The following is a 13,060-nucleotide window of genomic DNA, read 5'->3' as shown; positions in this document are numbered from 1 at the left end:
GTGTATTTCTTCACAATTTAGGTAACAATTCTTATAATTGTACCTATGACAAAAAAAGAGCAACAATTAATGAGCAATAAATGGTTGTTAGTCATCAAAGAATACGAGCAAATAAAGAGTAAGACAAGCAAGCATTTTAAAACAGTAGACCAGCTTTGTGAAGTATTTTCTGTTCATCGTAAGGACATCAGGAAGTATTATGAACGGTGGTGTAAAAGCAGTAAGGATCCAGAATCATTGTTGCCAAGAAAACCTGGTCCAAGGCCCGGTCAATTAAAAATTCTTTCTAAAGAAGAGGAACGCACCATTGTTAAGATCCATAGAAGGTTAAATGCAAATGAATTTGAGATTTATCATTTAATCGAAGGCAAATTTAATGTACATCCATCTGTTTCAACAATCTACCGGACACTAAAAAGATACCCCTTAAACAAGAAACGCAAAGAAGCTGTTAAACGCTATGAGAAAAAGTATCCAGGTGAACTATTACATGCCGACACCTATTCACTGGCAAAAACAATGATGATGGACAGAAATAAATATTATTTGTTTGGGGCTATAGACGACTGTACTCGTCTTTGCTATGTTAAAGTAATAGAAAGACAAACTGCACAACAAGCAACGGATGCGTTCTTCAAGGCTTATAAATGGTTTAATTGCCATGGTGTAATACCTGAGAAAGTAATGACAGATAATGGAGTAGAGTTTACCGCCTTTACTTCACAAAAGGCAAAAGAAACACATTTTTTTGAATCAATGCTAAATGTTTTTGGAGTGAGGCACGTATATACAAAGCCTTATCGGCCACAAACAAATGGGAAGATAGAACGCTTTTGGGGGATATTAAATAATGAATGTTTATTGACAATCAACAAAACAATTAATAAACAAGAATTAGAGTTGGAATTAAATGGATTTATGTACAGATATAACTATCAAAGAAGGCATTCTGCTTTAAATTATAATACCCCTTTAGATAAACTGAAAAAAATCGTTAATTTGTTACCCGAATTATGAAGTATGACACGGCCGCAGGCAGGGATTCAAGACACAAGATTCAAGATAGTAGTTAGTAGACAGTAGTTAGTAGGTTTATCATAATTCATAACTCATAATTCATAACTCATAATTCATAACTCATAATTCATAACTCATAATTTATAACTCTAACGTCTTATTAGCTAAAACGGCTAAATATAAAATATGTTGAACATAGTTTCCTAAGAAATAACCAGATCGAACAGTGTTAAATTAATGAAGAAAAGAAAACGAATGATAATCTACTCAATTATAATCATAATCATCCTTTCGGGATGGATTATCTATATATTTAATCCTGCCAAGGGAGGACAGATAAGTGAAGAATACAAAATGGTGTTGAAAAACTCTCCAAATTTTGATGGGAAGCGTTTTAAAAATCCGGTTGCCACCGTAATGACAGCTCCAAAGTGGGCCACGATGAAAGAATTTTTCAAAAAAGGGATTGACCGAAAACCTAATCAACCAATCCATACCGAAAAGTTTAATGCTAAGAAGTTTGAGCTCAATAAAAATAATTCAGAAATTAAATTCAGTTGGTTCGGGCATTCTTCGGTTTTGCTGCAAATTGAAGGAATAAATTTGCTTATTGATCCGGTTTTCAGCAAACGGGCTTCGATGTTTTCATGGCTGGGCCCGAAACGTTTTGATTATGATCATCACATGACCGTTGAAGACTTACCTGAGATCGATGCCGTTTTGATCTCACACGATCATTATGATCATTTGGATTATAAGGTGATTCGTAAGTTGAAAGATAAAGTAAAGCGTTTTTATGTCCCCTTGGGTGTTCGCGTCCATCTTGAAAAGTGGGGTGTTCCGGCAAAAAATATTATTGACTTGGATTTGTGGAATCCTATTGCAATTAACGATGATTTAAATCTGGTTCTAACCCCGGCCCGTCATTTCACCGGAAGAGGTTTAACGAATCGTTTTTCAACATTGTGGGGTGGATGGGCAATTTTAGGGAAGCATCAAAAAGTGTTTTTCAGTGCAGATTCCGGCTATTTTAACGGCTTTAAAGAAATAGGTGAAAAACTAGGGCCCTTCGATTTGGCTTTTATTGAATGTGGACAATATAATCTTGACTGGGAAGCCATTCATATGTTACCGGAACAATCGGTACAAGCAGCCGGGGATGTGAATGCCAAATTTGTAGTACCCATTCATTGGGGGAAATTTAAACTAAGTACCCATACCTGGATTGAGCCCATCGAACGGTTTTTGAAAGCTTCAGAAAACAAATCTTTCCAAACCCTGGCACCAAGGCCGAATGAGATTGTCTCTCTTTCTGAAAATAATTTAATTAATTATTGGTGGATGGAATAAGAAAACTTTAAGGGTCACATCGAGACGTTCGTTGAGTATCGTCGAAACGAGTCGAGAGGTACCTGGCTAAGAAGTTCTCGACATACTTCGGCTGGCTCAGTACAGGAGCTCGAACTGACAATCCCATTAAACTGATTCCTGCATTCGCAGGCCCGCATGAACGGACGGGCAGAAATACAAAAGAACAGAATTAAAAAAAGACGGCATCCAAATTGGAATGTCGTCCTTTTTGTTCCTCGTCAGTTCGAGCTTTCGCCAAAGGCGAAAAAATGTCGAGAACTGTTTATTCATGCCACATCTCGACTACGCTCGATGTGACATTCTTTATTAATCTCTGAAAGCCTTTTTAAAATCAGTTTCAAACCCTCTCAGGGTTGGTGCAAAAATTACTCAAGTCTTATTTTTTTTTTGACTTCTCCCATTCCTAATTTTGACTTCTCTCATTTATAGTTTTGAGAAGTCCCATTTGTGAATGAGAGAAGTTCCGTTTCTATATTACTCAAAAGGTTTTCAGCAAAAGTTCGGCATCTCCGAATACAAACAGTTAAGCATTTGAACTTCTGAACCTTTGAACTTTTATGCCTCTGAACCTTTGAACCTCTGAACTACTGAGCTTTTGAACATTTTTTCATCAGCACACCTTCACATTGGCTAATTATCAAATTAATTTCCTATATTTAATCCTTGAAATTCTTTCCTGCCCTTGAAACCTATTTGTTGATAAAGAATTTCGAGCTCCCCAAACAGTGAAAAATAAACCCGGTTTTTATGAATCGAGGGAATATAAAATACAATAAAACCTGTACTATGCATCAACAGATGGATGTTATTGTACAAGAAACATACATATATACAAGTTGTGCACAATAAATAATATTTTAAAAACATGAGTAAAATACTTCTATCTACTTACTTATTAAAAATTCTAGACAACGACAAGAACGAGCAAATTCTCAGTAGATTTAATGGTTCTGATGACTTTCTAAGAATATTTGAAAACTATTTAAATACAATCTATCAGAACATAAGGGCAGAATCAGACTCAAGTCAAACCATAACATTACACTTAACTCTTGAGTCACCTCCTACTTTGGACCTTACTAATAGAAGGATATATGGGTATTTCTCATCTGGTGTAAGTGGTGACGAATATCAGATTAGAGACCTTGTGACACAAGATAATTTATTAGACGTCGAGAAAAATCATGCTGCATTTAGAAATTTGTTTTTCTATATACAAATTCCATCAGGTCGAAACTCGGGCGCACTAATACTTCAGAGAAAATCAAAATATGGAATTAAAACAATTTTTAGGAGAACAATAAATCGGTTTATGCAAGAGCAAGGATACCAGATTTATAAAGTTCATGTAAATAATTTGCTTCACGGCAGGGTTTACAGAAGGATGATTGAGTATGGGAAACTTAAAAGAGTAGATTTAATTAAAAGAACAATTCCTGCCACAATTGAAGAATATTTTGCAAATGATGGTAATCATAATTTAATACCAGGTATTTTAAAAACCTCAATGTTATCTGGAACAAGCCTCCCAGAAACATACAGATCATTAGTGGATAGGTTATTTAATGACCCAGATAGAGAAAGAATCGAGATAGATGGAATAGACGAAGAATTCGATGAAGTAGAATTTGAACTTGAACTTAATGGAAAAAGAAAAACTTTTTTTGTAGCTAACCGAGCTAAAATTCAACCTGATATTGATGTGACAAATCAACTTGAATACGATGAGAATGGTAATCCGACTACAGATTCATTATTAAGACAGGCAGAGGAACTTGTTCAAGATATCATTGAAATAAATCCAACAGATGTTCACTAGAGTTAACATATTAAATATTGTCAGGGATCATTTTAATACTCTTAAAAGGCTAAATCCCAAAAACGACAGAATCTACTGGAAAGATTTTCTTTTATTTATATTCTTTCCCGTATGCATTGGTATTCTACTTACTTTACAAGGAGTATCAATAAAAACTTACATTGGTAATTTAATTGCTGCAATAGCAATCTTTGGAGGTTTTCTCTTTAATCTTTTAGCAATCATTTATAGTCAAATTGACAAAATCAAAACTGATGCAAATCAAGAAAATAGCACAATTAAAAAAAGGTTTGTAAAAGAAATTCACATTAATATTTCATACTCAATAGTACTTTCTTTAATTATAATAATGTGTCTACTAGTATGCACTTTTAAGATACCTGGTTTTCAATATGACTTCATTGTCAAGAAGGTATTTATTGGATTTACTTATTTTTTACTAATCAATTTTATATTGACATTATTAATGGTATTGAATCGAGTTTACATACTATTGAAAAAGGACTCAGAATGAATATTTACAGTGCCCAACAACAGCTAATAGTGCATGGTGCTAAGACAGGTAAAAAAACTTTAGGGTTTTCGTGTTGTTTCCTATCCCTCGGGGGACAGGAAAGCCTGCCAAAAAATGGCAGGCAGGCTGCCGCAAAATGCGCCACGTAACCATAGCAAAACCGTTATGCACAAAGCTTGAAGAAACCATAAATAAAAGCTATCCATATGATTACTATTCCTGAATTAGTCGCATACAGCGATAATGCTTACGCCCGCACGGAGGAACAATGTGTAGGTTGTCAAAATGAAAATTGTGAGGGAAGGTGTTCAAGATGCTTTTATTCAATACATCAATTTAACAGTACCAGAGATTATGATTGTATCAATTTAGTTTATCATTATGTCTGTGAATATATTTACTCTAAAAGCTCAGAAATATCTCATTTATTTAATAGACATGCAGAATTAAGACAACTTGCGTACTTTAATATTTTATCAATTGGATGTGGACCAGCATCTGAATTGTTTGGAATTAATAATATTTTACCTCAAGCGCACATCACATATAAAGGTTTTGACTTAAATCCCAATTGGGAAGGAATTCATAATACAATTCAAAATTCAGCAGAATACGACCCGAATCGTAATGTTGAGTTTTACACCTCCAATGTATTTGAAGATTATCCAACATTGAACTTTATTCCCAATATTTTGATACTATCTTATTTAGTTTCTCACTTACCAAAAGCAGATATAAATGTTAATGATTTTTTTAATGAACTCGAAGTAATTATTAATACAATGCCAAATAATTCTTTCATTATCTTTAACGATACAAATCATTATAGAGTAAGAGATAAATTCGACATTTTATTAAACAATCTTAATCGTAATGAAGGGTTTGTATATAATGCTACAAGATATCGTTTTAAAGGATATCAGCATAATGGGATAAGGCATAATACCGATGAATTAATTGTTGATATACCACAAGAAATTAGAGATAAATATGAAACATGGCGTGAATGTGGAAGTACTTCACAAATGGTTATTAAAAAAGAGATTCAATGATTATAAGCTCAAGTAGAAGAACTGATATTCCAGCATTTTATTCAGAATGGTTTTTTAACCGTTTAAAAGAAGGATTCGTTTATGTTCGTAATCCAATCAATAAGCATCATATTAGTAAAATATCATTGCTCCCAGAACATGTTGATTGTTTCGTATTCTGGTCAAAAAACCCAAAACCTTTCCTTGAAAAACTATCAGAATTAAAACAATACAAATTTTATTTTCAATATACTATAAATTCATATGGGACAGATTTAGAGACTGGTGTGCCACAAAAAAAGGAGTTAATTGATACTTTTATTAAACTCTCAAAGACCATTGGTAAAGAAAAAATAATTTGGAGATACGACCCAATTTTATTCTCAGAGAAGTACTCAGCTGAATACCATTTAAAATATTTTGAATCAATTGCAAAATTAATTTACTCATTCACAGAAAAATGTGTTATTAGTTTTATTGATTTATATAAGAAATGTGAGCGAAATCTTAAAGAAACAAATATTAGAGAACTTGAAGAAAAAGAAATATTATCGCTTTCAAAAGGACTTAAGAAAATTGCAAGCAAATACAATTTAGCTCTTGAAACTTGTGCAGAAAGCATCGAATTAGATTCAATTGGTATTGGTCACAATAGATGTATTGATAATGAGTTAATACAAAAAATTCTTGGAAAGAAAATAAAAGTAACTAAAGATAAAAATCAGAGAGATATTTGTGGGTGTATTGAAAGTATAGATATTGGAGCTTATAATACCTGTAAGCACGGTTGTCTTTATTGTTACGCAAATTTTAATTCTAACATGGTTACAGAAAACGTTAAATCCCACTCTGTTACTTCGCCATTACTTTATGGTACTGTTGGAGAAAAAGATTTCATTAAAGAAAGAAAGATAATATCTGTAGTTGAAAAGACTTTATTCGGATGATATAAAGCTCAGTGCATAACAAAAGCTATATGTAATGCGGGGTTCATCGGGTAATCCAACTGCAGTTCTTCGCTGCAACATTGCTAAATCGTTTTTGACGATTGGCGTAAAAAAAATATGATTAAACGAATTGGCTCAGTGCAGTATTGAAAGTGAAGTGCTTCGAAAACCCACACTTCACATAGACAAAACGTTATGCCCAATCAAAATAAATTGAGATGAATGAAGCTAATAGCATTTCGAATACTTGGTGGGAATTGCCTCCACTTATTGAATTCTTAAGAGAATCTAGGAAAGAAAAATTAAAACTAGTCGATAGCTTTAACATTTCTATAATACTCCATTCTGCTACAATAATTGAAGGATTTATAAGTCAATTCTTGAATGATAATCTTGTAATTATAGATGAATCTCCAACATTAAAAGGTAGACTTGAATATGAGTTTACTCAGCGAGTTGAGAAATCAAGTTGGAACGAATTACAAATTTTGTACAAAATTATGTTCGGGTTAGATTTATCAGAAGAAGTTAACAACGAAATTTGGAAGGGTGTAACTTCTCTTTTTAGTCTTCGAAACTTATTAGTACACAGCACTCAGTTGAAAGTTACATATTATGAAGAAAATGGAGATACTAAAATTTCAGGGAAATATGAGAATATTTACAATTTTTTAGCAATTGAAAAAAAGCTGATCGACAAAGTGCTGAATGTAAGTACTTATCCAAAAATCAAATTAATTACAGATAAATCAGCTGATTATTATTGGGAAAATACAACAGCATTTTTGAAGACTATATTACAAAATCAAAAAACAGAAGCCACAATAACGAAAGTGATGTTTGAAAAAGCATTTAAACAAAACAATGCCAAGACATAACAATTCATAATAAAACACAGCGCAGTAAGTGTTAGATTTAAGCAGTAAAACAATAAACAAACGGCCTGACAGCCTGAAACAGAATCGATTTGAAATGAGCGTTTCAAATGCTAATTGTTACTGCCAAGTGTAAGAAAAACCAGACAGTGGACAATTTGCTAAATAAAGACAGAAAAAAAACGATGAAATGAACAGCCTACTCACCCACGGATAATTGTATATTTGTGTATATAAGCGAACACATTGACTGATTTTTAAATATGGAACTACATATCTTGAAACCCCGGAAGGCATTAAACAAAGCCTTTTTAAAAGTTAAGCCAAACAGGACTGAAATTGAAAGTTTCAAAACCAATCTTACCCAATTATTCGACAGAATCAATGACGCTGAATCTGAAGAGTTTCATAAAAATCTTGTCAGCGATTTTTTAAAAGACACCTATTACAAACAAAACCATTTTATAAATACCAAAGGACGGAACGACCTAGTAATCCATAACGGAAACAAAGCAACAAGTACAGTCGGAGTTATTATTGAAGCAAAAAAGCCCACAAACAAATCGGAAATGCTGAAAGCATTCGCTCCGGGAGATACTCTGGAGCAAATGCTTTCTAAAATCAATGTAAAAGCATTTCAGGAATTGGTTTTGTATTACTTACGGGAACGGATTACCCTTAAAAATATTGAAATAAAATACCTGATTGCAACCAATATCAACGAATGGTTCATATTTGATGCAACGCTCTTTGACCGATTGTTTGCCCAAAACAAAAACCTTGTAAAACAATTCAATGATTTTGAAGGTGGAAGATTGGCCGACACAAAAACCGAGTTCTTCTATAAACAAATTGCCGAACCTTTTATTTCTGACATAAAGCAAAATATTGAGTTTACTTATTTCGACTTTCGGGAGTATGAAAAACCACTACGAAATAATGACAAAAAAGACGATCATAAACTCATTGCATTATTCAAATTACTTTCTCCCGAACATTTGCTGAAACTGCCGTTTATAAACGACAGCAACAGCCTTGATAAACGGTTTTATGGTGAGTTGCTGCACATCATCGGATTAATTGAAACAAAAGACGGAAACAAAAAAATTATTGGGCGAAACAAAGAGGGCGAAAGAAACACAGGATCATTTTTAGAAAATGCAATCATCCAGTTGGATAGTCTTGATAAAATTTCAAGGATTGAAAATCCAGGTCAATTTGGGGCAAACCTGCAAGAACGGCTTTTCAATGTTGGGCTTGAATTGAGTATTACATGGATAAACCGTATTCTGTTTTTGAAATTATTAGAAGCTCAATTAGTTACTTATCATAACTCGTCCCGCAATGGCAGGAAGGGCGACAAGCCTGTCCGTCCGGCAGGCGGATCATATGAATTTCTCAGTTTCGATAAAATAAAGGATTATGACGATTTAAACAGCTTGTTTTTTCAAGTGCTTGCACGTAAGCAAAATGAGCGAAACGAAGATGTAAAAGCAAAGTTTTCAAAAGTTCCTTACCTGAACAGTTCGCTATTTGAGCCAACAGAAATAGAACATTCAACCATTTTTATCAGCAATTTACGCAACGATAAAACGATCCCGATTTATTCGCAAACCGTTTTAAAAGATACAACAGGCAAAAAACGGAGCGGAAATATTAACCCGCTTGAATATTTGTTTGAGTTTTTAAATGCCTATGATTTTGCAAGCGAAGGTAGCGAAGAAATACAGGAAGATAATAAAACCCTTATCAATGCTTCGGTTCTTGGTTTGATTTTCGAGAAAATAAACGGCTACAAAGACGGTTCGTTCTTTACTCCCGGTTTTATAACCATGTATATGTGCCGTGAAACCATCCGAAAAGCGGTGGTTCAAAAGTTCAACGAAACCAAAGGTTGGAATTGCACTGACATAGATACGCTTTACGATAAAATTGAAGACCGGAACGAAGCCAATAAAATATTCAACGACTTAAAGATTTGCGACCCTGCCGTTGGTTCCGGTCACTTTTTGGTTTCTGCCCTTAATGAAATGATTGCAATAAAAAGCGATTTAAAAATATTGCAGGACCGTGAAGGCAGACGGTTGAAAGAATACCATTTTGAAGTGGTAAACGATGAGTTGATTGTAACCGACGAAGACGGGGAACTTTTTGAATATAACCCAACAAACAGTTCGGCAGGCTCACTGCAACGCAAAGAAAGCCAGCGCATACAGGAAGCCTTGTTTCACGAAAAGCAGACTATTATTGAAAATTGTTTGTTTGGTGTTGACATAAACCCAAATTCTGTTAAGATTTGCCGTTTACGTTTATGGATTGAGCTTTTGAAAAATGCGTATTACAAAAATGAAACGGAACTTGAAACGCTTCCGAACATTGACATCAATATAAAATGCGGAAATTCCTTAATAAGCCGTTTTGCCCTTGATGCCGATTTAAAACAAGCATTGAAAAAGAGTGCAAGCAAATGGACAATTGATAGTTATCGTTTAGCTGTTGATACATACCGAAACGCTCAAAGCAAGGAGCAAAAGCGTGAAATGGAACGCTTGATAAATGAAATCAAAACCAATTTCCGCAGTGAAATATCACAAAACGACCCTAAAGTTAAAAAGCTGTATAAACTTAACGGCGAACTGTTCCAAATGACCAACCAGAAACAACTTTTTGAAATGAGCAAAAAGGAAAAGGCTGAATGGAACAAAAAAGTATCGAAACTTACCGAAGAAACCCGAAAACTGGAAACTGAACTTGAAGATATAAAAAACAATAAAATTTACGAAAACGCTTTTGAATGGCGTTTCGAGTTTCCCGAAGTATTGAATGATGATGGTGATTTTGTAGGCTTTGACGCGGTGATTGGGAATCCGCCTTATATAAGAGTTCAAAATTTAGAGCATAACATTATTGATTATTATAAATCCAATTACAAATCATTCTTTCAAAAAGCTGATATTTACTTACTCTTTATTGAAAAGGCAATTTCTCTGCTAAAAGAAAACAGCGGTTTATCTTTCATAAATCCAACGCTTTTCTTGTCTTCTGAATATGGGCAGGGACTGAGACAGTTCTTAACTCAATATAAGGTTTCAAGAATTGTTGACTTTGGCGACTTGCCAATTTTTGAAGAAGCAATAACTTATACAGGTATATTCTTCATCAATAAGTCTAAACCTGAAAATACTGAGTTCAAAAAGATTGATTCACTTTCCAGTATTATCGACAGTTTGAATGAGTCAAGTTATGAATCCTATAACCAAGCAAATTTTGGCAAAGGAAATTGGGTTCTAAAAAATAATAAACATCATAATCTACTGAATAAACTTCAATCATTTCAAAACCTTGGGTCAATTGCGGTCATAAATTCAGGCTGCTTCACAGGTTTTGACAAAGCTTTTTTTGTGGATCATAAAACTATCGAAGAACACCATTTAGAAGAAGATATAATTAAGCCTGTAATAATGGGCAAAGAGCCTAAAAAATACAACTTACAGAAGCCGATTAAAAAATGTATTTATCCATACAGGTTAGGAGATAATAATGCAACCGAAATTATAGAAAAACTATCATTTAAGACTTCTTTTCCAAACTGCTACAATTATCTGCTAAATTTTAAAAGTGAACTCGAAAATAGAATGGACAGCAGAAAAACCTTCAAAGAAATGGGTCGAGTCTGGTATTCCTATACTCGAAAAGGTTTGATAAACATTTTTGATGAAAAAAAGATTTTAGTCGGGTATATTGTTTCAAAAAATACATACTGTTTAGATGAAATCGGTTATATGTTTAGTGTTGGTCGAGTTTTTGCAATTCAACCTAATGATAAGCAATTGAGTGAAGTGATTTTGGGAATTCTCAACTCAAAAGTATCACATTTTTTAATGACTTCTTTATGTCCGATTAAGCAAGGTGGCTTTTTTAAAATCTCATCACAATATTTGAATTCATTTCCAATTCCAAAATTGGAAAATGAAATATATTATGGTATCAGAGAATTAGTTTTAAAAATTCAATCTGCTAATTCAGCCGAAACAAAGGATTTAGAAAACCAAATCGACCAATTGGTTTACCAACTTTACGGTTTGACAGCAGAAGAAATCGCCATTGTAGAAAATTCGACAAAGTAATTATGGACAACAATAGCCAACAAAATATAATCATTTATAAAACTGCCGATGGAAAAGCATCGGTAGCTTTATACGCCAAAGACGGCAATATTTGGATGAACCAAAATCAGCTTGCCGAACTTTTTGCCACCTCTGTTCCAAATATTAGCATGCACATATCAAACATACTGAAAGAAGGAGAATTAGAGCAAAATTCAGTTATTAAGGATTACTTAACAACTGCCGCCGATGGCAAAGAATATAGCGTTACTTTCTACTCGCTCGACATGATTTTGGCAATCGGTTTTCGGGTTCGAAGTAAACGAGGCACACAATTCAGGATTTGGGCAAATAAAAACCTGAAAGAATATATGGTAAAAGGGTTTGTGATGGATAATGAACGGCTGAAAAATCCAGATGGCAGGCCCGACTATTTCGATGAATTGCTTGAACAAATTCGAGATATACGTGCATCGGAAAAACGTTTTTACCAAAAAATCAAAGACTTGTTTGCACTTTGTAGTGATTATGATGCGGATGATAAATCAACTCAAATGTTTTTTGCAGAAACACAAAATAAACTTCATTTTGCGGTAACCGGGAAAACCGCTGCTGAATTAATTGTTGAGCGAGCAAATGCCGAAAAACCAAATATGAACTTAACATCTTGGAAAGGTTCAATTGTAAGGAAACAAGATATTTTCATTGCAAAAAACTACCTGACTCATCCTGAAATTGACATACTAAACCGATTGGTAGTTATCTTTCTTGAAAGTGCAGAATTAAGAGCCAAAAACCGAATGGATATAACAATTGATTTTTGGCGTGAGAATGTTGATAGAATCCTTGATTTTCAGGACAAAAAAATATTAACAAACGCAGGTTCGATAAGTAAAGTTGAAATGGAAAAACAAGTAAGTGAAACTTACTCACAATTTGACCAGAGGCGAAAAGAGTACGAAGCAATACAAGCGGACAAAGAAGATTTGGAAGAATTAAAAAAATTAGAGCAGGAAATTAAAAATAAAAAGAAAGAATCAAATAAAGAAAAAATTAAATAACAAATTAAGATGTAAGACATTAGACTTTAGATTCAAGATTCAAGACAAGATTCAAGACACAAGATTCAAGACAATTCAAGATAGTAGTTAGTAGACAGTAGTTAGTAGGTTTATCATAACTCATAATTCATAACTCATAATTTATAACTCTAACGTCTTATTAGCTCAAAAGGCTAAAATTTCAGACATATTGAATCAGTTTCAAGAGAAATGCTTAGTTAGATCGAACTGAAGTTATTTAATAAAAGCTAATACAGGCCCGCGTTAGCCATTCCAATTTTTCCTCCCCCATCTTGTATAAAAACATTTATCTTTGTTT

The 13,060-nt window shown here is 33.6% G+C and carries 8 protein-coding genes; all 8 read left to right on the top strand.

Features of this window, described 5'->3' with window-relative positions; all coding sequences use genetic code 11:
• The first annotated feature begins 45 nt into the window (after nucleotides 1-45).
• Nucleotides 46-1,017, top strand: a complete 972-nt coding sequence (locus KKG99_16355; GenBank protein ID MBU1014572.1) for a DDE-type integrase/transposase/recombinase — start codon at nucleotides 46-48, stop codon at nucleotides 1,015-1,017.
• Between the two features lie 237 nt (nucleotides 1,018-1,254).
• Nucleotides 1,255-2,367 carry an MBL fold metallo-hydrolase gene (locus tag KKG99_16350; protein MBU1014571.1) on the top strand — a complete coding sequence of 371 codons (1,113 nt, stop codon included), beginning with the start codon at nucleotides 1,255-1,257 and terminating at the stop codon, nucleotides 2,365-2,367.
• An 886-nt stretch (nucleotides 2,368-3,253) separates the two neighbouring features.
• A complete protein-coding gene (locus KKG99_16345; protein ID MBU1014570.1) occupies nucleotides 3,254-4,207 on the top strand; it encodes a hypothetical protein in 954 nt (317 codons plus the stop codon).
• Nucleotides 4,208-4,927: 720 nt separating this feature from the next.
• Complete coding sequence (locus KKG99_16340; protein MBU1014569.1) at nucleotides 4,928-5,773, top strand: hypothetical protein; 846 nt, start codon at nucleotides 4,928-4,930, stop codon at nucleotides 5,771-5,773.
• On the top strand, nucleotides 5,770-6,699 hold the full coding sequence (locus tag KKG99_16335; GenBank protein MBU1014568.1) for a DUF1848 domain-containing protein: 930 nt from the start codon (nucleotides 5,770-5,772) through the stop codon (nucleotides 6,697-6,699). The genes KKG99_16340 and KKG99_16335 overlap by 4 nt, the downstream gene beginning before the upstream one ends.
• Nucleotides 6,700-6,917: 218 nt before the next feature.
• On the top strand, nucleotides 6,918-7,577 hold the full coding sequence (locus KKG99_16330) for a hypothetical protein (protein MBU1014567.1): 660 nt from the start codon (nucleotides 6,918-6,920) through the stop codon (nucleotides 7,575-7,577).
• A 260-nt stretch (nucleotides 7,578-7,837) separates the two neighbouring features.
• On the top strand, nucleotides 7,838-11,701 hold the full coding sequence (locus KKG99_16325; protein ID MBU1014566.1) for an Eco57I restriction-modification methylase domain-containing protein: 3,864 nt from the start codon (nucleotides 7,838-7,840) through the stop codon (nucleotides 11,699-11,701).
• A 2-nt stretch (nucleotides 11,702-11,703) separates the two neighbouring features.
• Nucleotides 11,704-12,741, top strand: a complete 1,038-nt coding sequence (locus KKG99_16320) for a virulence RhuM family protein (GenBank protein ID MBU1014565.1) — start codon at nucleotides 11,704-11,706, stop codon at nucleotides 12,739-12,741.
• The last annotated feature ends 319 nt before the right edge of the window (nucleotides 12,742-13,060 follow it).

This window comes from Bacteroidota bacterium (genome assembly GCA_018816945.1).
GTDB lineage: Bacteria > Bacteroidota > Bacteroidia > Bacteroidales.
Note: the sequence above shows the minus strand (reverse complement) of the source record. Positions and strands in the feature narration are given on the sequence as shown.

Bases quoted from the DNA above. Each gene is read 5' to 3' on its own strand.
- KKG99_16355 (MBU1014572.1), top strand. From the start codon at position 46: ATGACAAAAAAAGAGCAACAATTAATGAGCAATAAATGGTTGTTAGTC.
- KKG99_16350 (MBU1014571.1), top strand. From the start codon at position 1,255: ATGAAGAAAAGAAAACGAATGATAATCTACTCAATTATAATCATAATC.
- KKG99_16345 (MBU1014570.1), top strand. From the start codon at position 3,254: ATGAGTAAAATACTTCTATCTACTTACTTATTAAAAATTCTAGACAAC.
- KKG99_16340 (MBU1014569.1), top strand. From the start codon at position 4,928: ATGATTACTATTCCTGAATTAGTCGCATACAGCGATAATGCTTACGCC.
- KKG99_16335 (MBU1014568.1), top strand. From the start codon at position 5,770: ATGATTATAAGCTCAAGTAGAAGAACTGATATTCCAGCATTTTATTCA.
- KKG99_16330 (MBU1014567.1), top strand. From the start codon at position 6,918: ATGAATGAAGCTAATAGCATTTCGAATACTTGGTGGGAATTGCCTCCA.
- KKG99_16325 (MBU1014566.1), top strand. From the start codon at position 7,838: ATGGAACTACATATCTTGAAACCCCGGAAGGCATTAAACAAAGCCTTT.
- KKG99_16320 (MBU1014565.1), top strand. From the start codon at position 11,704: ATGGACAACAATAGCCAACAAAATATAATCATTTATAAAACTGCCGAT.